Annotated in this window: 28 protein-coding genes; 17 read left to right on the plus strand and 11 right to left on the minus strand. The window is 43.6% G+C overall.

The genetic code is table 11. From position 1 onward, the window contains the following. Nucleotides 1-3: 3 nt before the first annotated feature. From ACOQOE_RS16425 to arsJ, 3 genes are all read left to right on the plus strand, one after another. The gene (locus ACOQOE_RS16425; RefSeq protein WP_420554482.1) at nt 4-243 is read left to right on the plus strand and encodes a thioredoxin family protein; all 240 of its coding nucleotides are present in this window, start codon (nt 4-6) and stop codon (nt 241-243) included. 100 nt (nt 244-343) lie between these two features. Next, complete coding sequence (locus ACOQOE_RS16430; RefSeq protein ID WP_420554483.1) at nt 344-1,354, plus strand: ArsJ-associated glyceraldehyde-3-phosphate dehydrogenase; 1,011 nt, start codon at nt 344-346, stop codon at nt 1,352-1,354. A 5-nt stretch (nt 1,355-1,359) separates the two neighbouring features. Continuing rightward, nucleotides 1,360-2,604 carry an organoarsenical effux MFS transporter ArsJ gene (gene arsJ / locus ACOQOE_RS16435; protein WP_420554484.1) on the plus strand — a complete coding sequence of 415 codons (1,245 nt, stop codon included), beginning with the start codon at nt 1,360-1,362 and terminating at the stop codon, nt 2,602-2,604. Nucleotides 2,605-2,786: 182 nt separating this feature from the next. Here arsJ and ACOQOE_RS16440 read toward each other — a convergent pair whose 3' ends face one another. Continuing rightward, nucleotides 2,787-3,119 carry a zinc ribbon domain-containing protein YjdM gene (locus ACOQOE_RS16440; protein ID WP_420554485.1) on the minus strand — a complete coding sequence of 111 codons (333 nt, stop codon included), beginning with the start codon at nt 3,117-3,119 and terminating at the stop codon, nt 2,787-2,789. Between the two features lie 100 nt (nt 3,120-3,219). On the opposite strand from ACOQOE_RS16440, the gene ACOQOE_RS16445 reads away from it, so the two are divergent. After that, nucleotides 3,220-4,962, plus strand: a complete 1,743-nt coding sequence (locus tag ACOQOE_RS16445) for a SulP family inorganic anion transporter (RefSeq protein WP_420554486.1) — start codon at nt 3,220-3,222, stop codon at nt 4,960-4,962. An 8-nt stretch (nt 4,963-4,970) separates the two neighbouring features. Here the strand turns inward: ACOQOE_RS16445 and ACOQOE_RS16450 are convergent, their stop codons facing one another. Then, nucleotides 4,971-5,147 (minus strand): CopG family transcriptional regulator, encoded by a 177-nt coding sequence (locus tag ACOQOE_RS16450; RefSeq protein WP_067866145.1) that lies wholly within the window; start codon nt 5,145-5,147, stop codon nt 4,971-4,973. 171 nt (nt 5,148-5,318) lie between these two features. Here ACOQOE_RS16450 and ACOQOE_RS16455 point away from each other — a divergent pair, with 171 nt between their 5' ends. Beyond that, complete coding sequence (locus tag ACOQOE_RS16455; RefSeq protein ID WP_067866142.1) at nt 5,319-6,572, plus strand: ATP-binding protein; 1,254 nt, start codon at nt 5,319-5,321, stop codon at nt 6,570-6,572. Further along, entirely contained in the window at nt 6,565-7,095 is a 531-nt protein-coding gene (locus ACOQOE_RS16460) for a response regulator transcription factor (RefSeq protein ID WP_067866140.1), read from the plus strand. The genes ACOQOE_RS16455 and ACOQOE_RS16460 overlap by 8 nt, the downstream gene beginning before the upstream one ends. Before the next feature lie 14 nt (nt 7,096-7,109). Here the strand turns inward: ACOQOE_RS16460 and ACOQOE_RS16465 are convergent, their stop codons facing one another. From ACOQOE_RS16465 to ACOQOE_RS16480, 4 genes are read right to left on the minus strand one after another with little or no spacing between them, the layout of a single operon-like run. After that, nucleotides 7,110-7,778: an energy-coupling factor ABC transporter permease gene (locus tag ACOQOE_RS16465; protein ID WP_067866137.1), complete on the minus strand. Its 669-nt coding sequence runs from the start codon at nt 7,776-7,778 to the stop codon at nt 7,110-7,112. Between the two features lie 32 nt (nt 7,779-7,810). Next, complete coding sequence (gene rimI, locus ACOQOE_RS16470; RefSeq protein ID WP_420554487.1) at nt 7,811-8,260, minus strand: ribosomal protein S18-alanine N-acetyltransferase; 450 nt, start codon at nt 8,258-8,260, stop codon at nt 7,811-7,813. A 4-nt stretch (nt 8,261-8,264) separates the two neighbouring features. Continuing rightward, nucleotides 8,265-9,185: a hypothetical protein gene (locus ACOQOE_RS16475; RefSeq protein ID WP_067866132.1), complete on the minus strand. Its 921-nt coding sequence runs from the start codon at nt 9,183-9,185 to the stop codon at nt 8,265-8,267. 27 nt (nt 9,186-9,212) lie between these two features. Beyond that, nucleotides 9,213-10,754, minus strand: coding sequence for a 2-isopropylmalate synthase (locus tag ACOQOE_RS16480; RefSeq protein WP_420554488.1), 1,542 nt, complete (start codon nt 10,752-10,754; stop codon nt 9,213-9,215). A gap of 309 nt (nt 10,755-11,063) precedes the next feature. Here ACOQOE_RS16480 and ACOQOE_RS16485 point away from each other — a divergent pair, with 309 nt between their 5' ends. Next, nucleotides 11,064-12,215, plus strand: coding sequence for a MalY/PatB family protein (locus tag ACOQOE_RS16485; protein WP_420554489.1), 1,152 nt, complete (start codon nt 11,064-11,066; stop codon nt 12,213-12,215). Between the two features lie 64 nt (nt 12,216-12,279). Here the strand turns inward: ACOQOE_RS16485 and epmA are convergent, their stop codons facing one another. After that, entirely contained in the window at nt 12,280-13,248 is a 969-nt protein-coding gene (gene epmA / locus ACOQOE_RS16490) for an EF-P lysine aminoacylase EpmA (protein WP_067866127.1), read from the minus strand. 96 nt (nt 13,249-13,344) lie between these two features. Then, nucleotides 13,345-13,908, minus strand: coding sequence for an elongation factor P (efp, locus tag ACOQOE_RS16495; RefSeq protein ID WP_067866124.1), 564 nt, complete (start codon nt 13,906-13,908; stop codon nt 13,345-13,347). A gap of 129 nt (nt 13,909-14,037) precedes the next feature. On the opposite strand from efp, the gene epmB reads away from it, so the two are divergent. The 4 genes from epmB (at nt 14,038) to ACOQOE_RS16515 (ending at nt 16,999) form a co-directional block, all read left to right on the plus strand. Then, on the plus strand, nt 14,038-15,075 hold the full coding sequence (gene epmB / locus ACOQOE_RS16500) for an EF-P beta-lysylation protein EpmB (protein ID WP_420554490.1): 1,038 nt from the start codon (nt 14,038-14,040) through the stop codon (nt 15,073-15,075). Nucleotides 15,076-15,169: 94 nt separating this feature from the next. After that, nucleotides 15,170-16,324, plus strand: coding sequence for a hypothetical protein (locus ACOQOE_RS16505; protein ID WP_420554491.1), 1,155 nt, complete (start codon nt 15,170-15,172; stop codon nt 16,322-16,324). 103 nt (nt 16,325-16,427) lie between these two features. After that, nucleotides 16,428-16,736 carry an NINE protein gene (locus ACOQOE_RS16510; protein WP_067866120.1) on the plus strand — a complete coding sequence of 103 codons (309 nt, stop codon included), beginning with the start codon at nt 16,428-16,430 and terminating at the stop codon, nt 16,734-16,736. Between the two features lie 11 nt (nt 16,737-16,747). Further along, on the plus strand, nt 16,748-16,999 hold the full coding sequence (locus tag ACOQOE_RS16515; RefSeq protein WP_067866118.1) for an NINE protein: 252 nt from the start codon (nt 16,748-16,750) through the stop codon (nt 16,997-16,999). Nucleotides 17,000-17,052: 53 nt separating this feature from the next. On the opposite strand, the gene ACOQOE_RS16520 is transcribed toward ACOQOE_RS16515, so the two are convergent. Together ACOQOE_RS16520 and ACOQOE_RS16525 are read right to left on the minus strand one after the other, a co-directional pair. Beyond that, the gene (locus ACOQOE_RS16520; RefSeq protein ID WP_420554492.1) at nt 17,053-17,880 is read right to left on the minus strand and encodes a M48 family metallopeptidase; all 828 of its coding nucleotides are present in this window, start codon (nt 17,878-17,880) and stop codon (nt 17,053-17,055) included. Between the two features lie 70 nt (nt 17,881-17,950). Next, nucleotides 17,951-18,271: a DUF1820 family protein gene (locus ACOQOE_RS16525; protein ID WP_420554493.1), complete on the minus strand. Its 321-nt coding sequence runs from the start codon at nt 18,269-18,271 to the stop codon at nt 17,951-17,953. A 256-nt stretch (nt 18,272-18,527) separates the two neighbouring features. Between ACOQOE_RS16525 and miaB the strand changes: the two genes are divergently transcribed. Genes miaB through lnt form a run of 5 tightly spaced genes read left to right on the plus strand, consistent with a single transcriptional unit; the run spans nt 18,528 to nt 23,703 of the window. Next, nucleotides 18,528-19,892 (plus strand): tRNA (N6-isopentenyl adenosine(37)-C2)-methylthiotransferase MiaB, encoded by a 1,365-nt coding sequence (miaB, locus tag ACOQOE_RS16530; RefSeq protein WP_420554494.1) that lies wholly within the window; start codon nt 18,528-18,530, stop codon nt 19,890-19,892. A gap of 4 nt (nt 19,893-19,896) precedes the next feature. Then, nucleotides 19,897-20,892: a PhoH family protein gene (locus ACOQOE_RS16535; RefSeq protein WP_420554495.1), complete on the plus strand. Its 996-nt coding sequence runs from the start codon at nt 19,897-19,899 to the stop codon at nt 20,890-20,892. Further along, nucleotides 20,889-21,347, plus strand: a complete 459-nt coding sequence (gene ybeY, locus ACOQOE_RS16540) for an rRNA maturation RNase YbeY (protein ID WP_067866105.1) — start codon at nt 20,889-20,891, stop codon at nt 21,345-21,347. The genes ACOQOE_RS16535 and ybeY overlap by 4 nt, the downstream gene beginning before the upstream one ends. Before the next feature lie 17 nt (nt 21,348-21,364). After that, complete coding sequence (locus ACOQOE_RS16545) at nt 21,365-22,201, plus strand: HlyC/CorC family transporter (protein ID WP_067866103.1); 837 nt, start codon at nt 21,365-21,367, stop codon at nt 22,199-22,201. A gap of 5 nt (nt 22,202-22,206) precedes the next feature. After that, a complete protein-coding gene (lnt, locus tag ACOQOE_RS16550) occupies nt 22,207-23,703 on the plus strand; it encodes an apolipoprotein N-acyltransferase (RefSeq protein WP_420554496.1) in 1,497 nt (498 codons plus the stop codon). Between the two features lie 13 nt (nt 23,704-23,716). Here the strand turns inward: lnt and ACOQOE_RS16555 are convergent, their stop codons facing one another. Then, on the minus strand, nt 23,717-24,253 hold the full coding sequence (locus ACOQOE_RS16555; RefSeq protein WP_067866097.1) for a zinc ribbon-containing protein: 537 nt from the start codon (nt 24,251-24,253) through the stop codon (nt 23,717-23,719). A gap of 136 nt (nt 24,254-24,389) precedes the next feature. Here ACOQOE_RS16555 and leuS point away from each other — a divergent pair, with 136 nt between their 5' ends. Continuing rightward, nucleotides 24,390-26,978, plus strand: a complete 2,589-nt coding sequence (gene leuS / locus ACOQOE_RS16560) for a leucine--tRNA ligase (protein WP_067866094.1) — start codon at nt 24,390-24,392, stop codon at nt 26,976-26,978.

Raw genomic sequence — 26,978 nt, forward strand, 5'->3', positions numbered from 1 at the left:
TCTATGAAACAGATAAAAGTACTAGGTAGCGGCTGCAAAAAATGCACTAAAACGGCTGAGCTAATCAACAAACTTGCGCTTGAAAAAGGCGTTTCTGTGAATGTAACAAAAGAGACAGATCCGCAAGTTATCATGGCTTACAGGGTAATGAGTACACCTGCCGTCGTTGTAGATGAGCAACTCGTCCACTCCGGCTCGATACCACATACAGAACAAATCCAAGCATGGTTAAGCGAAGGGTGAACCAGCGACGTTAAGCATCGTGCATCAATACAAGAAAGCAGCACATTAACTTCGACACATTTAGCATTAATTTATAGACGTTATTCGATTTGAGGTTTTTATGACGATTAAAGTAGGTATCAATGGCTTAGGACGTATGGGACGGCTATCGTTTCGTGCTGCATTTGATTGGGATGATGTAGAATTTGTTCAATTTAATGATCCTGCGGGTGATGCTGCAACACTCGCTCACCTGATCACCTTCGATTCTGTGCACGGCCGTTGGCACCATGAGGCCCGCGCTGAAGGTTCAGATATAGTTATTAACGACAAACCTATTCATTGCACCCAAAACAAAGCGATTGCTGATACAGACTGGTCCAACTGTGATGTAGTCATTGAAGCTAGCGGTAAAATGAAATCGAAAGCCGCTTTACAGGATTACTTAAAACAAGGTGTAAAACGCATTGTTGTCACCGCGCCGGTCAAGGAAGAAGGCGTGCTCAATGTGGTTATGGGCGTCAATCAGCACTTATATGACAAGACGATACACTCAATTGTGACGGCTGCTTCCTGCACAACAAACTGCTTAGCACCCGTTGTTAAAGTGATTCATGAAAAGCTTGGCATAGTACACGGCTCCATGACCACCATTCACGATATAACCAATACGCAAACCATCTTAGATGCGCCCCATAAAGATCTACGTCGTGCTAGGGCTTGCGGCATGAGTCTGATACCGACAACTACCGGTTCTGCAACGGCGATTACTCATATATTCCCTGAGCTTAAAGGGAAACTTAATGGCCATGCGGTACGCATTCCATTAGCTAATGCATCTTTAACCGATTGTGTATTTGAAATCGGAAAATCCACAACTGAGGCAGAAGTTAATCAATTACTCAAAGAAGCGGCCGAAAACGAGTTAGAAGGGATTCTCGGTTATGAAGAGCGCCCCTTAGTATCAATTGATTACAAAACAGACCCTCGCTCAAGCATTATCGATGCCCTATCAACAATGGTTGTGAATGGAACTCAGGTGAAACTTTATGCTTGGTATGACAATGAGTGGGGCTATGCAAATCGTACTGTTGAGCTCGTTCGCCTCGTTGGCCGCTCAGACAAAGAGTAACTGAGATGCAATTACTCGCGCAGCTATCCCCTCAAGTTCGCCAATATATAATCGTCACGGGTAATTATTGGGCATTTACCCTGACCGATGGCGCCTTAAGAATGTTGGTTATTTTGTATTTTTACGGGCTAGGCTATAGCCCGCTGGAAATCGCAATGCTATTCATCTTTTATGAGGTTTTTGGCGTAATCACCAACTTAATTGGCGGATGGCTGGGCGCGAGGCTAGGTCTAAACAGGACCATGAATATAGGTCTCTTTATACAGATAGTCGCTCTCGCGATGCTCCTGGTTCCAACCAGTTTGTTGACAGTTCCTTGGGTTATGGGAGCACAAGCACTGTCAGGTATAGCTAAAGATCTAAATAAAATGAGCGCAAAAAGTGCTATTAAATTATTGGTTCCTGATTCAAAAAGCACTGAAAGCCAGTTATATAGATGGGTAGCTATTTTAACCGGTTCGAAAAATGCTCTAAAAGGTATAGGTTTTTTTCTGGGCGGTGCATTGCTAAGTCTTTTAGGCTTTGCGGGTGCCATATTAACTATGGCCATTGCATTAACTGGCGTATGGATATTGAGCTTAATCAGCCTTAAACAGCATTTAGGAAAGGCCAAAAGTAAACCGAAGTTCACAGCTATATTTTCCAAAAGCAGAGCGGTTAATTACCTATCTGCAGCACGTATGTTTCTTTTTGGCGCACGAGATATATGGTTTGTTGTCGCCTTACCTGTTTTCCTTGCCAATACCTTTGCTTGGGATCATTGGTATGTGGGCGGTTTTTTAGCGCTTTGGGTCATCGGCTATGGCATCGTTCAGAGCCTTGCCCCTAAAATCACAGGAAAAAACAAAGACCTTATGCCTGATGGAAGGCATGCAATTGCTTGGGCATTAGCGCTAAGCATCACACCTGCTATTATCGCCCTTGCCTTAACCTATGACTGGAATGTACAGATCGTTCTGATTAGCGGGTTACTTGCGTTTGGGGCGCTCTTTGCCGTCAACTCTGCCTTACACAGTTATTTAATTGTCAGCTATGCCAGTGGCGACCGAGTGTCACTAGATGTAGGTTTTTATTATATGGCCAATGCGATGGGTAGACTGATAGGCACAGTGCTATCGGGCTGGATTTATCAAGATTTTGGAATGGCTGCATGCTTATGGATATCTAGCGCTTTTATTATTTTAACAGCGCTTATTTCTCTGGGCTTACCTAAAAATCAGACATCAAAACCGTTGCTAAACAACATCTAATACTAAAATATCCCGCCAATTAACAAAAAGGCTAGCCAATATAAACCTGGCTAGCCTTCATCCAGAAAAATGCCATTGCTAAGTCATTTTCCCCTAAGATCGCTTTGCTAAATAATCTCATTCCAAAATCATATGCAAAGAAAATCTAAAAGCCGTCTAAACACGACTCTCAAAAACCATTACTACGCTTTTTTCACAAACTTAGATTTCAGCATCATATCGCCCATACCATCAACCTTACAGTCAATATCGTGATCGCCATCAACAAAACGCTTTATGGATGCTTTCGTTCCGATTTTAAGAACTTGTGATGAACCTTTAACTTTTAAGTCCTTGATTAAAGTAACTTTATCCCCTTCTAACAACGTATTGCCATTTGCGTCTTTAAGAGTCACTTCTTCCTCTTCACCGCTATCATTTGGATTCCATTCATATGCACATTCAGGACAGATCAGCATCTCTTGATCTTGATATACGTAGGCAGACTCACATTTTGGGCAATTTGGCAGACTCATTACGACCTCTCTTAGGGTGAAATTTGGATAATCACTTCTTTTGTCATTACAATTTTATTATAATCACATGATAATAGATTTACTAGAGTGTATACAGCATATGATCGCGATCAGAGATGCCTTTCAAGCGGGACTATTTTCGCATAAAAACTGGTTAAGAAATATTGTTGCTGGAACCATTGTTGGCGTCGTAGCGCTGCCTCTAGCAATGGCATTCGCGATCGCTTCAGGCGTCAAGCCGGAACAGGGTATTTATACAGCCATAATCGCGGGTTTGGCGGTTTCTATTTTCGGTGGAAGCCGATTACAGATCGCAGGCCCCACGGGTGCTTTCATCGTTATTTTGGCGGGAATCACCGCCGAATATGGCGTATCTGGGCTGCAAATAGCCACCTTAATGGCTGGCTTTATTCTTATTGCATTAGGGTTCGCCAAGTTAGGAAGCATTATAAAGTTTATCCCTGACCCTGTTATTGTGGGCTTTACCGCAGGCATCGCTGTCATCATCTGGGTTGGTCAATGGCAGGATTTTTTTGGCTTAGCTAAAGTCGACGGGCAACACTTTCATGAGAAGGCCATCAGCCTCTTCAACTTACTACCCGATTTCCATTTAGCCACGACCGCTTTAGCCATTTTTTCCCTATTTTTGGTTATTATCACAGCACATATACCTGGATTAAAAAAAGTTCCAGGTCCTTTAGTTGCTTTGATTGTTATCACCCTTACCCAAGCAATATTTCAATTCGAAGATGTACGTACTATAGGAACTGCATTTGGCGGGATACCACAAGGACTACCTGAGTTCGAAGTACCCTCGTTTACCTGGCCGCAAGTGATCTCATTAATTGGCCCCGCGTTCACAATCGCGATGCTTGGCGCAATCGAGTCTTTATTGTCTGCGGTGGTGGCTGACGGCATGTCAGGTACACGACACGACTCAAATCAGGAACTTGTTGGCCAAGGTATAGCTAACGTACTCACACCTTTATTTGGTGGGTTTGCAGCAACCGGCGCAATTGCCCGAACAGCAACGAATATCCGTAACGGTGGTAACAGCCCTATTGCCGGTATTGTTCACTCTGCTGTTTTGGTCATTATTTTGGTCTTATTAGCGCCACTAGCCAGTGATATTCCCCTTTGCGTTCTCTCAGCTATTTTGTTTGTGGTTGCTTGGAATATGAGTGAAGTCAGACACTTCACAAAAATCATGACAAAAGCCCCCCGCGCTGATGTTGTTATTTTACTGGTTACCTTTTTCCTTACCGTTTTTGCAGACCTTGTTATTGCCGTCAATATTGGCGTTATTATTGCCACCTTACATTTTTTACGCCGAATGGCTTCCAGTGTGGAAGTGTCTGTCTCTGAATCTAGTGATATTCATGCAGAACTGACCCACTTAGGTACGCAAAAACTTCCTGACTCTGTGCTTGTTTACTCTGTAGAAGGGCCTTTCTTCTTTGGTGCAGTTGAAACACTTGAGCGCTCTCTAGCCAATACTCACACTGACCCGCAATACCTAATTATTCGTTTAAAATGGGTGCCTTTTATCGATGCAACTGGCCTACAAACATTCGAAGAGGTTATTACTGCCCTACAGAAACGTAATGTCATTGTTTTAATGTCAGGCGCGAACAAACGCGTAGAGCGCAAACTCAAAAGAGCAGGAATTATCAGTTTAGTAGGTGAAGAGTACTTTTTTAGTGGTTTTACTCAGGCGATTAGCAAACTGCTTAAAATGAACGTCATTAAGCAGGATGACCGATTAATCATGAACAACTTTTTAGACGCTAGCCGCCAATACTTTGAAAATACGAGTAACCAATCTGATGGTAAAAAGGATTAGTCTGAGGTTTAGCTATCATCCTCAGCTTTGCTCAAATAATCAACGCCATGCTGCTCAAGGTAACCTCGCATAAGTTGACGAACAACTTGGGAAGGGGTTAAATCTTGCGACGCACATAATTGTTCAAAAGCTTTCTTTTTTCTTGGATCAAGCAGAACAGTAAAGCGAGCAGTTTTAGATTCCATATTCGTTTCCGTTGGCTGGGCATTATAATTTGATTATAATATCCAGCCAAAAATAAAGGAAGTCTATCACCACAGGAAAAACGACTCTCTATCTCTTTCACCAAGCAAAAACCGCTTAACTGCGACATTTTGCCTCGCCTTACTTAACCCTCTCTGGGGTATAATATCTTTATGGCTAATCATCGCGACAATCTATTACAGCTTTCTTATATTCGTTCAGTCACACTGTTTGGTCAGTGTCTTGCTGTTATCTTTGCTATTTATGGCTTACACGCAGATTTAAATGTTTGGAAAATAAGCTCAACCTTAGGAACGTTAGCCCTTCTAAACGTAATAACCTACGCCCGACTTTTTTCACCTTGGCCGGTTACTGAACCAGAATTTTTTACTCAGCTTATAGCCGAGATGTCATTGTATGGTGCTCTACTATTTCATACCGGTGGCGCAACAAATCCCTTTATCTTTTTATTACTAGTCCCGCTTATAATTGCCTCAGCGACGCTATCTAAACGATATGTGTGGCTTATCGCTCTTATGATCGTCGTTATTTATAGCTCCTTACTGTTCTACTACGAGCCCATTTTCAAACTAGGTAACAGCCACCAGCATCGTGTTATGGAGCTGTTTGATATACACATTGTAGGTATGTGGATTAACTTTTTACTGACGGTATTAGTTATTACTTACTTCATTGTTAGAATGCGACAATCCATGCAACAACAGCAGGAAAAACTGGAACAAGAAAGAGAAAGGCATATCCAAGATCAACAACTATTATCACTAGCAACCATGGCCGCAGGTACAGCACACGAACTCGGCACCCCCTTGAGCACTATGCAAGTGTTACTAAAAGAACTTGAATATGAACACAAGCAAAACCCCGAATTACAAGAAGATCTCCAATTGCTTTATCAACAAACGGAGATCTGTGCCGATCGTCTAAAACAGATGACCCAAAGTGTTAAAGAGGAACATTCGACAACTCAGTGGCTACCGGCAACTGAGCTTATTGAGGACACTTTAGAACAATTGATGGTGCAACGCCCTGAGATCAGCAAGATCTATACAGTAATGGGACTAGGTGACGCACCTTATATCAGCAGCACTACATCACTCAAACAATCCTTACTTAATCTGCTCAATAACGCAGCGGATGCAAACCCCAAAAATCTTCAAATAGAATTAGATTGGGATCAACAACAAACCTACTTCCGTATTCATGATTGGGGACCCGGTATTAGCCTTGAGCAAAGTGATAATTTAGGCAAACCGTTTATTACCACTAAAGGTAAAGGTTTAGGCATTGGCCTCTTCTTAACCGCTACAACGCTAGCCCGTTATGATGGTGATGTTCGTTTATATAACCATTCCGAAGGGGGGACATTAACAGAAGTGACTCTCCCAATAAGGAAAAAACATGACTAAGCACTTCCTTATTGTCGATGACGACCCAGCATTTACTCGAGTTCTATCCCGAGCTATGACTCGCCGAGGATTTGATGTTCAAGTCGCACGAAGTGCAGAAGATGCAGCACTGCTGATTGAGAACTGGATACCGGACTTAGCAACTGTCGACCTAAAAATGGAGGGCAGTTCAGGTTTAAGTATTATTCCTCACCTGAAAGAAAAAAATACAGAGATGCGGATTCTAATGCTAACTGGCTACGCCAGCATAGCGACCGCAGTAGAAGCGATTAAACTGGGAGCAACACAGTACTTACCCAAGCCAGCTGACGCTGAACAAATCTTAGCCGCCTTAGATCAAGTGGAAGCCGATGCTGAGCGTGAAGTTCTTGAACAACCCATGTCAGTTAATCGCTTGGAATGGGAACATATTCAGAAAGTACTTAACGAACATGAAGGCAATATATCAGCCACGGCACGCGCGCTAGGGATGCACCGTAGAACCTTACAACGGAAATTAGCTAAACGTCCCGTTAAACGTTAATCACTAAGCAAACCTTATTGATCATCAATATAAGCTTTAGCATCAAAGCCTCTCACCCAATCAGGATGAAAAACCAACATCCCGGTCAAAATAATCCCATTCATCAGCCCCTCAGGAAACATAATAAGCGGCAAATAACGCAGATACTCTAAGAAAACCTTTTCCAGACTGTACACACCATCTAAAACTAACACCGAGCTCGCAAGCAACCCTGCTCCAGCGGAAGATAAACCGGCTCCGAAAAAGCCACAAAGAAAAAGAAAGACAAAAAAGTTCTTACTTAGTTTTTTATCCACAAACCTATGAACGAAACAGGTAATAGCCACAGGGAAAAGAATGGAACACACGCCACTTAAAAACAAACTATCCCAGCTTTCTCTACCGATGATCCCCATACTTAACAAAGCCACAGTCCCTGATAAGATCGCCAGATCCCAACCAAAAATCAGTGTCATCATCGTCACGCCTAAAAAGTGAATCCCTAACCCCGGTGAAATCCCAGCTCTCATCGACCAGAGAACCACCAATAAAACGGTTGCTCCACCCAGCATATGCTGTAAGGTTTTATTATCTAGGAAGACACGCCAAGGGGTATTGCGTAAAGCAAACCCTAAAGCCAAAAGATAAATCGCTCCCCCTAAAAATAACCAAGGAGCCGTTATTAATCCATTAGTGAAACTCATAATATATCTTCATATAAGTGTGCTTAAGATTGTTACAACATTAAACTAAGCAGGATCGCATCTTCTCGAACCGTCGGAGACTCTAAGGAAGCGTAGTAACCTTTGCGCCGACCATCTTCAACAAATCCAAAATCATTATACAACGATCGCGCAGCAAGGTTTGACTCTCTAACTTCTAACATCAAACGCTTTATCTGCTGCTCTTCAAGTAAGGGCGTACAAGCGGCTAACAACTGCTGGCCTAAGCCTTGACCGCGATGATTAGAATCAACCGCTATCTGCAATAACTCAGCCTCATCCAGTATGGTACTCAACAAAACAAACCCGACAAGATCGGGTGCAAATATCCCCAAAGAGATCCCACGCGGATGTTCCAACTGTCTGATAAGTTGCGTTTGAGACCAGCCCCCGACAAAACACTCGTTTTCCAATTGGACAAGTGCCGATAAATTGGCGGCCGAAAGCGGTTGAATAATCGCCATAATGTTATGGAAGCTTTGCTAATAACGGCTGCAGATCGGTCCAAACCTGTTTTTTAATGCCAGGTAACTGCATCGCTTCGGTCAAACTATGACTCGCTATAGCTTTAATACCCGCCCGTACCTCAAAACAGATACCTTTCAACTGTTCCAGTGACTCTTGACGCTCCATTACCATCTGAACGGCGATCTCTCCAAACAATAAAACCGCTTTAACAGGATGCGCCTGCAACTCTTTACTTAACTTATGCTGTACCGCAATAGCGGCCTGTTTATAGCCTTGATCTAAGGTTTTACTTGCAAACATAGGCCAAGGCAGCATAAAAGCTGGCCCTTGTTCACCTTTAAAACCAAGAGCAGCCGCAATCGCTACGGCTAATGCTTGATAATTATCCCCAAAATGCCCTCCTTGGGGAGGTACACTATCAATCACTAATAACTCTCCAACCCTGAAATAAGCTAACTTAAATCGTGGCGGCTCAAGATCAGTATTTACCTGAACACTAGAGGCATCATCCTCACTCTCTCCCACCTCAACAGTAGCTAACGAAGAGGTTGATGGTGATAGCGAAGGTGCCTGAACAGAAGGAGGAGAAGGAGCCACTGCTTTCTCAGCAGGCTCAACAACCGTTAGGCCTAAGGCAGCTCTAGCTTGTGACATCCCCTGCTGAGCAGTTGCCACCGATGCGGGACTAGAACCACGGGTTTGAGTTTGAGATGAAGAACTACCGTTAGACGCCCCCTGCTGCCCCAAAGCCGAACGAGCACTTGCGACCCGATCAGACTTAAAAGGAATATCCGGCGCTGGATATCTAAAGTCAGATACCCACTCCGCCGAAGCCGCAGCATTAGGTAATACAGCACAAGGCAGCCAACTAGAGACCCCTAGGGCCTCTAAATATTGATGACGAAGCTGCTCTTGCTCCATATTGGCGATCTAAACCTTCACTGTTTGTTATACTTGGGGATGCGCTTTCTGAACGTTTGCTTCAAGCATGTTCAGCGCATGAATATACGCCTTAGCTGAAGCGATAATAATATCAGTATCTGCGCCTAAACCATTAACGATACGTCCACCTTTTTCAAGACGAACAGTGACTTCACCTTGAGAGTCCGTACCTTCGGTAACCGCATTCACCGAATAGATCTGTAAACTAGCACCTGAGTTAGCAATAGATTCGATCGCTTTAAACGTCGCATCCACTGGCCCGCTCCCTTCAGCTTCTGCTGTTTTCTCTTGATCACCTATTTGTATCACTATAGTCGCTGTTGGCGTTTCACCTGTTTGTGATACCACCGACAAACTGCTTAGTTTGAATTGCTCGCTGCTTGCTGCTGCACGTGTATCACTCACTAGAGCAACCAGATCCTCATCAAAGATCTCATGCTTTTTATCGGCAAGCTCTTTAAAACGCGAAAAGGCATTATTCAATTCAAGGTCAGAGGACAGCGATGTACCTAACTCCTCTAAACGACTACGGAATGCAGCACGCCCAGAGTGCTTACCCAACACCATGCGGTTAGTATTCCAGCCCACATCTTGGGCTGTCATAATCTCATAAGTTTCACGGTGTTTAAGTACACCATCCTGATGAATACCTGATTCATGGGCAAACGCGTTAGCCCCCACAATTGCCTTATTTGGCTGCACAGGAAAACCAGTAACACTAGAAACTAAGCGAGAAGCTGGAACAATCTGAGTGGTATCTATATTAGTCGAAACACCCAAAGAATCTTTACGTGTCCGAATCGCCATAACGATCTCTTCAAGCGAAGCATTACCTGCCCGCTCACCTAAACCATTAATCGTACATTCAACCTGACGTGCACCAGCTCCCACCGCAGCAAGAGAGTTCGCTACCGCTAGGCCTAAATCATTGTGGCAATGCACAGAGAACACCGCTTTATCGGCATTGGGAATACGCTGAATAAGCTGTCCTATCGTATTCGCAAACTCACCCGGAACGGCATAACCTACCGTATCGGGAATATTAATAGTGCGAGCACCCGCATCAATCACCTTTTCAATGATTCGACACATAAAATCAAGCTCAGAACGGCTGGCATCTTCTAATGAGAACTCAACATCGTCAATCAAATTACGTGCACGAGTAACCGCTTTAACTGCTTGTTCTACCACTTGATCAGGCTGCATCTGAAGCTTGTACTTCATATGAATAGGCGAAGTTGCGATGAATGTATGAATACGCCCCATCGCCGCATTTTGTAGCGCTTCACCGGCACGATCAATATCTGCGTCTAAAGCACGCGACAACGAACAGATACGGCTCTCAGTAACCGCATCAGCAATCGATTTAACCGATTCAAAATCCCCTTGACTGGCAATAGCAAAGCCCGCCTCAATAACATCTACACGCATCTTCTCTAACTGCATGGCAATACGCAGTTTTTCATCGCGAGTCATGGATGCGCCAGGGCTTTGCTCACCATCACGTAAGGTTGTATCAAATATAATTACACGATTATCATTATTCATCAGGGGCGCTCCAAAACAACTCACCAGCGTTCAATACAATGATTGAGCGCTACTCTCTAAATTCTTTACAATAACTGGACAAAAAAGGGCACTAGAGAACTATACTCTAAGTTTCAATAAATAGTTTTTAATAGCTAAAACTGGCTATCTTATGAAAATAGTAATCTGCGTTGTAATACTCTTTCTATAGCCTATTACTTAGCTATAAAAGTAGGAATATGCGTGGTTATCCAGTGACCACCCACTATAGCGCCGAAGCTATGTTTTGCAACCAATGTTTATCTCTTAATACAACAAAAGAAGATCATCATGGATAAAGAATTCGATCGCCCAATAAACCGAAAAGGAACCGCCAGCCAAAAGTGGGAAAAGTACGGTGATAGCGACATTTTACCGATGTGGGTTGCCGATACTGACTTCATGTCCCCCCCATGCGTAATCAACGCACTGAAGGAACGTATAGATCATGGCGTGTTTGGTTATACCGTCGTTCCTAGCGAATTAAACCAGCTAGTCATACAGCGTATGCAAAGCTTATATCATTGGGAAATAGATGCAGACTCAATCACCTGGTTACCCGGACTTGTCTGTGGACTAAACCTTGCCTGTCGTGCGGTTGGTAAAAGTGGTGACAGCGTCATCTCACCAAAACCTATTTACCCGCCGTTTATTTCATCGCCGCGACTATCCAATAGAGAGGTATGCACAGTCCCACTAAAAAAAGTGAATCAACGCTTTATCCTTGACTTAGACGCATTAGAAAAGAGCTTAACTGATCGCACTCGTTTACTTCTCTTTTGTAACCCTCATAATCCAGGGGGAACGGTTTATAGACAAGAGGAACTCGAAGCACTTGCCAGCCTTATTGTTAAACATGACCTTTATGTCTGCTCCGATGAAATCCATTGCGACCTTATTTTAGAAACGGGATTAAAACATACCCCTCTCGCCTCACTAAATGAAGAGATCGCCCAGCGTACCATTACCCTCATGGCGCCTAGTAAAACCTATAATATCGCAGGGCTTGGCTGCTCTTTTGCCATTATAAAAGATAAAAAACTACGCCAGCAGTTTATAAACGTACGTAAAGGCATAGTCCCTGATGTAAATCTACTTGGCTATACCGCGACAATGGCCGCTTATAAAGATGGGGATGAATGGAACAAAAAACAGCTCGACTACTTACGCAGAAACCGTGATTACCTACAAAAGGAGATCAACTCGATCCCAGGGCTTAAATTACTCCCTATCGAAGCAACCTATCTTGCATGGATCGATGTATCCGGTGCCAAGCTAACTAACCCAGCACATTTCTTTGAATACGCAGGGGTTGGCATGTCCCCAGGCCGTGATTTTGGTGACGAAAGCTATATGCGTTTAAATTTTGGCTGCCCAAGAAGCACATTAGAAGAAGCCGTGCACCGCATTAAAACGGCCTTACTTAATGAGCTACCTGCTTAAAGCGAATAACATAGGGGAAAGTTACACCCGTTAAGTGGGTCACCCTTATTCGTCATCGAAACCACTAAGCTTTTGAATAATCAAAAGGGATGACTTCAGCAATAGAATCCGCGTTTAATGCAAGCATTAATAAGCGATCAACACCTAAGGCAACTCCAGCACAATCGGGCAAGCCTGCTTCCAGCGCCTCGACTAAGCGATAATCTAAGGGGCGCTGCGGAAGCTGCAAGCGCTCTCGGTGTGTTTGATCAATCTGCAAACGCTTCTGTTGTTCTTGTGGATCGGTCAGCTCATGATAGCCATTAGCCAATTCAACACCGTTCACAAACAACTCAAACCGTGCCGCAACCCATTCACCCACGCTATTTTTCCTTACCTTAGCAAGCGCAGCTTGAGAGGCGGGGTATTCAGTGACGAAAATCGCAGCGACCGTTTTTAGCTGAGGCTCGATTACATGAGAGATCAAAAGGTTTAGCCACGTATCCGGGTCATCATCTTGCAGTGTTATATCCACATGTTTTTTGGTTTCAGCCACCAAACGATCAACACCCACCTGCTCTGGGCGAAAACCTAAGTAACGCATAAAAAGATCTGAGTAGGTAATTCTCTCTATACTGTTCAAGCCCAAAATAGGTAACACTAATGCTTCTACTTCATCCATTAACTGATGATCATCATAGCCAGGCTGATACCACTCCAACATAGTAAACTCAGGGTTATGGCGGCTTCCATATTCACCATTGCGAAACACCTTACTCATTTGATAAATAGCGCCACTACCCGCGGCCAGTAGACGTTTCATTGCATATTCAGGTGATGTTTGAAGATAATGAGTTTGCTCAGTAATACCAACAACAGGGCAATAATTGAGTTCAAAGCTATCGATAAAAGGGTCACTTACGGCACACTGCGACATAACTGGCGTATCAACTTCTAGCACATCCAACTGCTTAAAAAATTCGCGAATATGGTTAAAAAGCTGCGCTCGATGACGCAAGTTTTCAATTGTTGCTGATGGCCGCCACTCACTCATACTTTCTCACTTAATCACACACAAAAATAAACCATAAAATCTGGCACCAATAAAAACGGCAGCCTAAGCTGCCGTTTTTATTGACGATAAAATCAATTACGCACGAGAAACATATTCACCTGTGCGTGTATCAATCTTCAACACTTCGCCTTGATTGATAAACAACGGCACACGCACAACAGCACCGGTGGTTAACGTTGCAGGTTTCGATCCGCCTTGCGCCGTATCACCTTTAAGGCCCGGATCTGTCTCAACGACCTCCAATTCAACAAAATTAGGCGGTGTTACGGCTATAGGATTACCATTAAAAAGTGTAACCGTTACAGAATCTTGCTCTTTTAGCCAAGGCTTAGCATCAGACACAGCGTTTTCATCCGCACCTACCTGTTCAAAAGTATTCGGATCCATAAAGTACCAAAGTTCACCATCATAGTATGAATACTCCATAGTCGTATCCATAACATCTGCTGCTTCAACACTTTCACCCGATTTGAAAGTACGCTCCCAAATACGCCCCGACATTAAGTTACGCAACTTAACACGTGTAAATGCTTGTCCTTTACCCGGCTTCACAAATTCAACGTCAACCATTGAACATGGATCACCATCGATCATTACTTTCATACCGTTCTTGAACTGGTTAGAAGAAAAATTCGCCATAATGTCCTACGCATCTCTTATAATTTGCTATTCAACTAACAACATCGCTGTCAGCAGTAAAATTGACAGACATTCTACTAGAAAGGAGAATGCGAGCAACTTCCTGCTGCCATTCTGCCGAAAAACACTATGAATTCTGTCCCAAAAACGACCAAAATCAGTGAAACTGCGATTCAGATTGGCGAAAACACTCCGTGGCAGCACCTATTAAGCCATACCATTAACAGCCCTAAAGCATTATTAAAGAGGCTGGGGCTTTCTGAAAGTTACCTTGATGGGGCCATCGCTGGTGCGAATGAATTTCCCCTTAAAGTACCCGAACCTTACTTGGCCAAGATAAAAAAAGGCGATCCACAGGATCCATTACTACGACAGGTTCTACCTTTAGATGCCGAATTAGACGCTATTCCAGGTTACGTAATTGATCCCTTAGCGGAGATGAGCGCTAATCACCGTGATGGTTTAATTCATAAATATAAAGGCCGCGTACTGCTCATTCTCAGCGGCGCTTGCGCAATCAACTGCCGTTACTGTTTCCGTCGGCACTTTCCTTATCAGGAAAACCGTTTAGGCCCTGAACAATGGCAAGAGATACTGACTTATTTGACAGCCAATCCGAGTATTAGTGAAGTTATTTTTTCAGGTGGTGATCCGCTAGCCACTAGCGATGAGCGCTTAGCCCGCATGATTAAAGAGCTTGAGCAGATCCCGCACTTAAAACGCTTGCGTATCCACACTCGCCTCCCTATTGTTATCCCCCAAAGAGTAACAACATCGCTGACCACTATTTTGAAAGAGTGTCGTTTTGATACTGTGATGGTTTTACACGCAAACCATCCGAATGAACTAGACGAGCAGACAGTTAAGATAGTCACTGCACTAAAAAATGCTCAAGTAACAGTACTTAACCAAGCGGTACTATTAAAAGGCGTCAATGACAGCGTTGATACACTACAAGAGCTCAGCGAAACCCTTTTCCACTATGGTATTTTACCTTATTACCTTTTTACCTTAGATCCCGTTCAGGGAGCTGCACATTTCAATATCAGCGATACGGAAGCGCTTGCACTATTTGAAAAACTGCAAAATATACTCCCAGGTTACCTGCTACCTAGATTAGCCCGCGAAATCCCAGGCAAAGGCTCAAAAACTTTATTAAAGCCTTAGCCCTAAATAACAAAACCGCCTTGATTGAAAAATAGATCTCCTGAAATAAAGAACGCTGCCGATAACAACTTATCTAAGTGCAAAAGGTGATTTTATGCGTATTTCTGCCTCAGATATCTCATTTGATACACAAAGTAACAGCCAAACATACACTCATATCAGCGAACAACTCACTGAAGGTTACGTGCTTGCTGGAAACAACTTCAGTAAAAACAATCTCATCGCAGGTACGCATACAGAACAAACAAGAACAGAAACAATAACAAACCAGATCACAGAAACACCCACCTATTCAGACCTGAGGCAGGACGCAGCACGCGAGAGCGTTGGAAAATACACCCTAGACCAGCTACTAACTAATATCACAGGAAGAGATAACACGAGTCTCTTTGAGCTCACGCCTGAAGATAAAATGAAGATAGAGCTGTTAAAAAAAATTTATGAACATCTGACAGGAAAAACCTTCCATAGCGGCGTGCTCGACCTATCCAACACCACTAACAGGAGCACAGGAAACCAGCCCGAGAATAGTTCAACATCTTCCGCAATATCGCTCGCGACTGAGGTAGGCGCAGTAGAATATGGTTTAGATTACCGCTATACGGAAACAACAGAACACCAAGAGCAACTTCAATTCCAAGCTAAAGGGCAAGTAAGAACAGCTGATGGTAAGGTTATTGATCTAGACCTACAACTCAACCTAAGCCGCTCAGCCAGTGAAAGCGAAAGCCTACATATACGTATGGGCGCGGCGCTAAAAGATCCATTAGTAATCAACTTTTCGGGTCAATCAGCAGAACTAACCGCCAATAAAATTAGTTTTGATATAGATATGGATGGTGATCAAGAAGTAATTCACCAACTATCTGAACAGAGTGGCTACATCGCTCTTGATCATAATGAGAATGGCCAAATTGATGATGGCAGTGAGTTATTTGGTGCATCCAGTGGCAACGGTTTCAAAGAACTTGCCGCTTACGATGATGATCACAATGGTTTTATTGATGAAAATGATGACGCTTGGGATAAATTACGTATCTGGGTTCAACATGATGATGGTAGTAGCAGTTTGTTTACCTTGGCAGAAAAAGATGTAGGCGCACTCTATTTAGGTTACACCGATACTGATTGGGATCTTAATGCAGGGCCTAATAGTGACGAAATAGCAGGTAAAGTACGCGCAACAGGACTATTTTTAACAGAGAGCGGTGATACTGGAACCTTACAACAAGTTGATTTAGTTATATAAAATGTAAAAAATCAACATCTTAACTTGACGACAACAGTGATGTTTAATAGCATCGAAAGCACTTATACGAACGTCGCGTATATGGATATCAAAGGAAACGCGAATGCAGCCCTCCTCTCAAGCCTCACCAAAAAGTTACGCTATTGCTGTTTCTCTCTCCGCAATTTTTGGTGTTATGGGTATACATCACTTCTATCTTGGCCGATATATTGAAGGCATCATCGATTTTAGTCTCTTTGCATTGACCATCTATTTTTACGCCAACGGTGAACTGCTCTGGGCTGGCGCTTTCTTTGCTATAGATAGCATCCACACATTTATTATTACCATAATGCTCCTAACAGGATCATTTAAAGACGGCCAAGGAAAGTACGTTTGCTACCCCGGCCAAAAGCTAAAAACCCCATTTTAAGGATAAGAAAAATGACTGAACCAACAACAGTAAATGCAGCACCTGAAGTTATCGTTAGCGAAAAAGGCTTTGTTCCTACTCTATTACTTTGCTTCTTTTTAGGCGTATTAGGCGTTCATCGCTTTTATGTAGGAAAAATTGGTACAGGCATACTTATGCTGCTGACATTAGGTGGGTTAGGCATCTGGTCACTTGTAGACTTCATTATGATCGCTGTTGGATCTTTCAAAGACAAAAACGGTCATACGATCAAGCCAGCCTAATACAACTCGGCGCTACGTGTCTTATACAGCACGTAACGCCACCTTCCTTTCAATTACAAATTTACTTGCTTCGGTACTACTTGGCCTTTGTACCAATTGTTCATATCAATCCTTGCATTGATCGCATCAATCCGGTGCTGCAGTTTTGGGTGACTCAGCAACCATGTCGGCAGCTTTTCAGTTTCATCTTTCGCTGCATATTGTTCCTGCATAATAGTGAAAAACGTCGTCGCACCCGCCACATGCCCATAATGGCGCTGCAATGTATCTAACGCGGCTAAATCAGCACTTTCCTCCTGTCCTCGACTAAACACCAGCATTCCCAACTCCGAACCTGTATTAAAAACGGTACCAGGATCACCAGCAAAAAAACTATAAGCCACCTGTAAAGCAAGGCCGCGACTCACGCTCACAATAGGGTCTCTATGTTTTACATGTGCGATCTCATGGGCCAGCACCATTGCAAGTGCATTCTCATTAGGCATCGCCTCCACCAATCCACGTAAAACAAAAATATTACCCCCTAAGGTTGCAAACGCGTTGATCTCTGACGTGTCGAGGTAATGCACCTTTATGCGAACAGGCTCATCAAACTCACTTTTGGCGGTGAGATCATCCACAATATTTTGTAAATATCGCTCTACACGCTGCTGCTCCGGCTCAAGGATATTGTACTTTTCAAATAGGGATTCATAAGGTTTAACAAAACGCGCTTCAGCACTTAATGGCACATGGATCAATAAACGGTCAGCAAACCAAATAACAGCCACGACTAAACTTATAAAAAGGGCGACACCTAACAGCAACCAACGCATAAAAGATTTGACCTGCTGGTCATGTGAATCAGGAAGTTGATAACGATCAGAATCGCCGTAAGACATAATATAAACCTTTAGTAATAAGGCGATAAATATCACCATGAAGTGCTAAGTTGTGGATATTAAATCATCCTTACCTTTTCGGTGCTGGCGGCATAGGAAATGCTGCCACAACGCCTTTAGCTTCAGTAATTTTTGCCACACCTTCTTGCTCAACTTCGTCGATTCGAATAATTCCATTGAGTGGAATGAAAGAGCGTTTAACACCGCTAAACTTTGCCTTTAGTTTCTCCTCGCTAGGATCAACGACTAATTCAGAGCGATTGCCAAACACAAAACCTTCGACCTCTAAAAAACCCCACATATCACTTTGATAGACATGTTCCGCATAAATCTCAAACACCTGATCTTCATTTACAAAAATAACACGATAAAGACGATCACTCTTAGCCATAGCCTACCTTTTGCTATATTTTTATCAAAAATCGAGTCTATAAAATAACTAACTGCCTCCTTAAGTAAGGGCAGGATCCTCTTTTTCAAGACAAACTCCGCTATAGCAGAAGCTAAAACAACTGGATAAAAAAAGCCTAACCTCAACCACTCTTCAACCTGTTCATTATCTAGTCGCTTCAGTATAATGCCCGGTCCTTTGATAGGCTTGTCACTTTATTGACGATCCAACGATACACGCAAGATACAGGTGAACAATGGCGAAGAAGCTATTTATTAAGACTCACGGTTGTCAGATGAACGAATACGACTCTGCGCGTATGGCTGACCTTCTGGGAGAAAGTCACGAACTCGAGTTAACAGAAAATGCTAATGAGGCAGATGTGCTGTTGCTTAACACCTGTTCTATTCGTGAAAAAGCACAAGAGAAAGTGTTCCATCAATTAGGACGCTGGCGCAAGCTTAAAGCCAAAAATCCTGATATAAAAATCGGTATTGGTGGCTGTGTGGCTAGCCAAGAGGGTAATAACATCCTCAAACGCGCCCCCTATGTAGATATGATTTTTGGCCCGCAAACCCTACACCGCTTACCGGAAATGATTAATGAATCAGATGCAGGCGGCGTTGGTATTGTGGACGTTTCCTTCCCTGAGATCGAAAAATTTGACCACCTTCCCGCACCTAAAGTAGAAGGGGCTGAAGCCTTTGTCTCCGTTATGGAAGGCTGTTCAAAATATTGTACGTTCTGCGTAGTCCCATACACCCGCGGCGAAGAAGTTAGTCGTCCTCTAGATGATGTCATTACAGAGTGTGTCGAGCTAGCGGAGCAAGGTGTACGCGAAGTCAATTTACTTGGCCAAAACGTAAATGCTTATCGCGGCGAAACCCATGACGGAGATACAGCAGATTTAGCGGAGCTAATTCGTTGTGTTGCCGCAATCGATGGTATTGATCGTATTCGTTTCACTACCAGCCACCCCGTCGAGTTTACAGATAGTCTTGTCGAGGCCTATGCCGAGGTGCCTGAACTGGTAAGTTTTCTTCATCTACCCGTACAAAGCGGCTCAGATAAGATTTTAATGGCGATGAAACGAGGCCACACCGCCCTAGAATATAAATCTAAAATCCGTAGCATCCGCAAAGTACGTCCTGATATTGAAATATCATCAGACTTTATTATTGGCTTCCCAAATGAATCTGATGCCGATTTCGAAGCAACAATGAAATTGATCGAAGATATAGGCTTTGATAACAGCTATAGCTTTATCTATAGCCGCCGCCCAGGCACGCCAGCGTCAGACCTGCCAGATAATATTGATGATGAAACGAAAAAACAGCGACTAAAGATATTACAAACACGTATTGTTCAAAACGCCCAGCAGATCAGCCGTAAAATGGTTGGTACTACACAACGCATTCTCGTCAACGGCTACTCTAAAAAAGATCCTGGGTTACTGTCCGGCAGAACAGAAAATAACCGCGTAGTAAACTTCCGCTGCGACAATCCAGATCTAATCGGTCACTTTGCCGATGTAAATATCGCAGAAGCATACGCCAACTCATTGGTTGGTGAGCTATTATGCTCAGAACTAGACGATAACTTCCCACAAAAGGCGGGCTAAGCTGTTGAGCACTGCACAATCAATAAAACTGACACTTGAACCAGAAAATGCTGCTTTTTTAGCTAACCTCTGCGGCCCGTTTAATGAACACATAAAGCTCTTAGAAAAACGCTTAGGTATTGAGATCCGTAACCACGGCAATCATTTCCAACTACTGGGTGATATCGACATTATCAAAACAGTGTCTGACATGTTGGAAAGCCTTTATAAAGAGGCGACTCAAGATAAACGTTTATCACCTGATCAAATTCACCTTTTGATTCAGCAAAGCGGTATAGATCAGACAACTAGCACCCCTGCGGTAACCGATACTGATATCAGTATCCGTACTAAAAAAGTGCTGATTCGCCCTCGCGGAGACAACCAACAAGACTATGTGCGCTCTATTTTACAGCATGATATCAATTTTGGTATTGGCCCGGCAGGTACGGGTAAGACTTACTTAGCGGTAGCTTGCGCCGTTGATGCACTAGAACGCGAAGAAGTGGACCGTATTCTCTTAGTCCGTCCCGCGGTTGAAGCCGGAGAAAAATTAGGGTTTCTTCCGGGTGATCTTAGCCAAAAAGTCGACCCTTACCTACGCCCTCTCTACGATGCACTTTATGAGATGTTAGGATTTGAACGGGTCGGCAAGCTAATCGAGCGCAATGTGATTGAAGTCGCGCCTCTTGCCTTTATGCGTGGCCGCACGCTGAACAATTCATTTGTTATTCTTGATGAGAGCCAAAACACTACCCGAGAACAGATGAAGATGTTCCTCACTCGAATTGGGTTTGGTACAACAGCGGTTATTACCGGTGACATTACCCAAGTAGACTTACCTAAAGGCACACGGTCAGGTCTAATACATGCCATGCAGGTGCTGGATGGCGTAAAGGATATTGGTTTTACCCAATTCACAGCAAAGGACGTTGTTCGCCACCCACTCGTTCAACATATAGTCCGTGCTTACGATCGTTTTGAAAAACAACAAAATAATACCCGGGAACAAAAACCATGAGCTTTGATTGTGATATACAGTACGAAATTGAAGGCGACCTGCCAACTGAAGCTCAACTTACCCAATGGGTTGAAACAGCGTTATCTAAGCAACGAGATGAGGGGGAAGTTTGCATACGCATTGTATCTCCAGAGGAAAGCCGAACCCTAAATCGTACGTTCCGCAACCAAGATAAACCAACGAATGTTCTCTCTTTTCCGTTCGATGTACCTGACGGTATCCCTTTGCATTTATTGGGTGACTTAATTATCTGCGCTGATATTGTAAAAACAGAAGCCGATGCTCAGAATAAAGCACTATACGATCATTGGGCGCATATGGTTGTACACGGCTGCTTGCATCTTATAGGTTTCGATCATATAAATGATGCTGAGGCTAAAGAGATGGAAGACCTTGAAAAAGAAATTCTTGCCAGCATAAATATTGCTGACCCGTACCAAGAGAACAGCAACTAAGGACGAATATACACATCATGAGCGAAGATCAATCGGGACAAAACAAAGGCTGGTTCGACAAACTCACCCAAGCGTTTAGCGATGAACCCAAAAGCCGAGAAGACCTGTTAACCGATTTACGTCAGGCCTCCGATGACAACTTATTAGACAGCGAAGCGCTCACCATCATGGAAGGCGCGATGCAAGTCGCTGACATGCAAGTGCGCGATGTTATGATTCCACGCTCCCAAATGGTTGTCGTTGAAGCGGATCAAACACCGAAAGAATTTCTACCTATCATCATATCCAGTGCCCATTCACGTTTTCCCGTGATTGGTGAAAGACCGGATGAAGTACAAGGTATCTTACTCGCCAAAGATCTATTACCACTGATACTAAAAGGCAACCTAGAACAATTTGATCTAAAAAGTAAGCTACGTAATGTTACCTTTATACCCGAATCAAAACGCCTAAATGTCTTGCTGAAAGAGTTCCGTGTAACTCGCAATCATATGGCGGTAGTTATGGATGAATACGGCGGCGTATCAGGGTTAATTACGATCGAAGATGTACTTGAACAGATCGTCGGTGAAATTGAAGATGAACATGATAGTGAAGAAGATGACGGTAATATCAAACCGTTCGACGATAATGCATTCATTGTCAAAGCGCTCACTCCCATTGATGACTTTAATGAGTACTTCTCTACATCCTTTTCGGATGAAGAATTCGACACCTTAGGCGGCATCGTCACTCAGCATTTTGGTCACCTACCGAAAAAAGACGAGTCCGTCCAAATAGACGGTTTCTACTTTAAGATTTTATCCGCTGATACCCGCCGAATTCGATTACTACAGGTTTCAAGAGAAGAGTAAACACTATGCCTCTGCAATTTATTATATGTTTAATTGCAGGGGCATTGATTGCCCCTAGCCTAGCCCCCTTCAACATTCCCTATTTAGCGCTTATTCCACCGGCGATTCTTTACCTTTCAAGCTACAAAAAAAACAATAAGCAAAGTGCACTGCTTGGCTGGTCCTTCGGATTGGGCTTTTTTGGCAGTGGTGTATCATGGGTTTTTGTCAGTATTTCAGAACATAGCCAAACCCCTTTACCTATAGCGATCGGCTTAACCACGCTCTTTGTCGCAGCTCTCTCGCTGCTTTTTAGCATGCAGCTTTATCTCTGGAAAAAACTCTTTTCTGCTAAATTCTTATCCGCCAGTTTTATTGGCCTATGGCTACTCTTTGAATGGCTAAGAAGCTGGTTATTTACCGGATTCCCTTGGTTATATTTAGGTAACGCATCCTTAGATACCCCCTACCAGAACACCCTTTCTTTAGGCGGAGTATGGTTAGCCAGCGCCGCTATATTAATCACAGCATTAGCTATCGCAGAACTGTTAAGATCACGAAAACTGCTCCCGCTGCTAATTGCTCCCCTACCTCTAATCGGTAGCTATCTATTACCACTGCAATGGACAACACCTAACGAAAAAACTCTTACCGTGGCCATAGTTCAGCCTAATATTGCGCAGGCGGTGAAGTGGGATGCAAACTACCGTGAAGATATATTCACTAAATATGAAACGCTCACAAGAGACCATTTAGATGCACAGCTAGTGCTCTGGCCAGAAACAGCCATCCCTTCGCTGTTCAGATATGCAGCAACACCTCTGGCTGAGCTACTCAATGACTTAGATACAAAAGACACTACATTAATCAGTGGCCTGCCTAGCGCCATACCCGATAAGAACCACCCTAAAGGCTACCTTATCCACAACAGCTTAGCCGTACTGACGAGCGGCAGCGGTATTTACCATAAACAACGCCTTGTTCCTTTTGGCGAATACGTACCTATGGAAAACTATATTCGAGGGCTTTTTGATTTTTTTAATCTTCCCATGTCTAGCTTTTCACTTCCTAAAGCGCAGCAGCCTTTATTAACGGTTGGACAAGTAAAACTCAGTGCTGCCATTTGTTATGAGATCGCCTATCCAGAACTGGTACGAGATGCATCAAAACACGCAGATATTATACTAACCGTCTCCAATGACACTTGGTTTGGAAGATCCATTGCGCCCGCACAGCATCTACAAATAGCACGGGTGAGAGCAGTAGAAAATGGTCGCTGGGTCATACGTGGAACCAATAACGGTATTACTGCGCTAATTGATGCGGAAGGCGGCATAGTAGATCAGCTACCACAATTTCAGGCAGCGGTTTTACGAGGGGCAGCATACGGAATGGAAGGAGAAACCCCTTTTCAGCGCTACGGATCACTGCCAGTGTTACTACTAGCACTTGGCTTAACTGTTCTATCTATGGGGAAACGCAAAAATCAAGATAACGCTAAGCGCTATCCCAATTTCAGATAAGCCCATTTAAAGCTTAGTTGTGAGGCCAAGGCGCTGACACGCGCTTGAAATAACCTTGCTCACACTCAGAACAAGGTTTGAGTTTTTCAGTTTTATACAGATTAAATTGAGTCCCACAATTCAGACATTCAAGGGTGCCTACTGTCGCCAACTCTCCCACCATATATTGCTGATCAGTATGATCTAAACGCTCTCGAAGCGCCTCTTGCCCTATACGTGTTTGATCTGCAATTAATCTCAACTGCTCAATCAATGTCTGTTCTAGTATATTAAGATCAAAACCTAGCCATGCAGCTAAACCTTCACCTGTTTCATTCGCGTAATAACCTAGCTGTTTTAGATCTCTAGCTAAATAGGCTTTCAGCAGATCAAGCTCATCGCGAGTCATCTCCTCTGCTGCCAATTCAAGCTCTACAGCATCATGGATTTTCTCTTGCAAAAGATCCCAAGAACCCGCTTTTGAATTCTCTAGGTCTTTAGTAAGACGTAACAAGACCCTATCGTAGTCCTCAGAAGCTAATTTATTTTGCTTATCATTATTTTGCGACATAAAACCACCTCGTTATGAGCGGAAACTCTGTTTGCTTACCTGTATATATTGTATGCTATACCCCAATAAGCAAACTTTTATTAACCGGCATCAAAAGATGCCGGTTTTTCTATCAAAGGCATCACGATTTACGAACATGAACGAACAATACCGCCCACAAAAGATTGAGCCACAGGTCCAGCAACATTGGAAAGATAACGATAGCTTTAAGTGCGAAGAGGATCTGCAGAAAGAAAAATTCTACTGCCTATCCATGTTTCCGTACCCTAGCGGTCGACTCCATATGGGGCATGTTCGTAACTACACAATCGGAGATGTAGTTTCCCGTTACCAGCGTATGCAAGGTAAGAATGTTCTGCAACCTATGGGTTGGGATGCATTTGGTTTGCCTGCAGAAAACGCGGCAATGAAAAACAACGTAGCACCGGCTAAATGGACCTACGAAAACATTGATTACATGCGTAACCAACTGCAACTTATGGGTTTTGGTTATGACTGGAACCGCGAACTCGCTACTTGTCATCCAGAATACTACCGTTGGGAACAGTGGTTCTTTACTAAGTTGATGGATAAAGGCCTCGTTTATAAAAAAGAAGCAGAAGTAAACTGGGACCCGGTTGACCAGACGGTTCTAGCCAACGAGCAGGTTATTGATGGTCGCGGCTGGCGTTCTGGCGCATTAGTCGAACGCAAAAAAATCCCGCAGTGGTTCCTTAAAATTACCGACTACGCAGATCAGTTACTGTCAGACTTAGACAAACTTGATGAGTGGCCAGAGCAAGTTCGTACGATGCAGAAAAACTGGATCGGTCGCTCTGAAGGGGTTGAACTTACCTTTGATGTTGCTAATTATGGTCCACTAGAAGTATTCACAACACGACCAGACACGCTAATGGGCGTTACCTACGTTGCTGTTGCAGCACAACACCCGCTTGCCCAACAAGCAGCTGCAAACAACGCAGAGCTCGCTACATTTATTGATGAGTGCAAAAACATTAAAGTTGCCGAAGCTGATATGGCAACCATGGAAAAGAAAGGTATGGCGCTAGGCATTAACGCTATACACCCTCTTACCGGTAAAGAAGTACCTGTTTGGACGGCTAACTTTGTATTGATGGATTATGGCTCAGGCGCAGTGATGTCTGTACCTGGCCACGACCAGCGTGATTGGGAGTTCGCAACCAAATATGGTCTAGAGATCAAACAGGTTATCCGTCCACTGGACGACTCTGCCGTTGACCTAAGCCTTGAAGCCTATACAGAAAAAGGCGCCTTAGTTAACTCTGGCAACTATGATGATTTAGAATTTGATGTTGCCTTTAAAGCGATTGCGGCTGATCTAGAAGCTAAAGGTAAAGGCAAAGTCACTGTTAATTTCCGTTTACGTGACTGGGGCGTATCCCGCCAACGTTATTGGGGCGCACCAATTCCTGTAATCAATTGCCCAAGCTGCGGAGCACTTCCTGTACCGGAAGATCAACTACCTGTTGTTCTTCCTACTGATGTTGAGTTTGATGGTAGCGGCTCTCCAATCAAAAAAATGGAAAGTTTCATTAATACCACCTGCCCTAAATGTGGCGGTCCCGCAGAACGAGAAACCGATACCTTTGATACCTTTATGGAATCATCATGGTATTACGCGCGCTATGCTTCACGTAGCAGTGGCAATGCTATGCTTGAGCCAGAAAAAGCGAATTATTGGCTGCCTGTCGATCAATATATCGGCGGTATCGAACACGCCATTCTTCACCTTCTCTACTCACGCTTCTTCCATAAGTTAATGCGTGATGAAGGACTTGTAGACAGTGACGAGCCATTTAAACGTCTTCTTTGCCAAGGCATGGTGCTCGCTGATAGCTTCTACTACGAAGACGATAAAGGCGGGCAAGTTTGGATCGCGCCCAACGAAGTCGATATTCAGACTGATGAAAAAAGCCGTGTAATCAGTGCAACCCACCGCACTACAGGCCAAAGCCTTAAGCACGACGGCATGTCGAAAATGTCAAAATCAAAGAATAACGGCATCGATCCACAGATCATGATCGATAAATACGGCGCAGATACTGTGCGTTTATTTATGATGTTTGCTGCACCACCTGAGCAATCTTTAGAATGGTCAGATACCGGTGTAGAAGGTGCTCACCGTTTCCTTAAGCGTCTTTGGAAGCAAGTCCATGATCACCTAAACGTAGGTGGCTCATCGGCTGCGATCGACAAAGACAGTTTGACTGATGTGCAGAAAGAACTACGCCGTAAAGTTCATTCTACTATTCAAAAAGTAAGTGATGATATGGAGCGTCGCCAAACCTTCAACACTGCAATTGCTGCGGTTATGGAGCTGTCTAACACAGTCGCTAAATTCGTCGATATTAGCGAACAAGGCCGCGCAGTTATGCAAGAAGCGCTTGAAGCTGCTGTCTTACTGCTATCACCTATAGTGCCTCATATTAGTCATCAACTGTGGCAAGAGTTAGGTCACTCTGAAGTACTTACCGCCCCATGGCCAACAGTAGACGAATCAGCGCTTATCCAAGATACAGTGCAACTCGTTATCCAAGTCAACGGTAAGGTAAGAGCCAAAATCAACGTTGCTGCTGATGCAGATGAAGATATGATTCTTCATACCGCCTTAGCCGATGAAAACGTACAAAAGCACATGGCGGATAAAACAATCCGTAAAAAAATTGTTGTACCTGGCCGCTTAGTTAACATTGTTGTAGGTTAA

The sequence above is a fragment of the Neptuniibacter marinus genome (assembly GCF_965223595.1).
GTDB classification, from domain to species: Bacteria; Pseudomonadota; Gammaproteobacteria; order Pseudomonadales; family Balneatricaceae; genus Neptuniibacter; species Neptuniibacter marinus.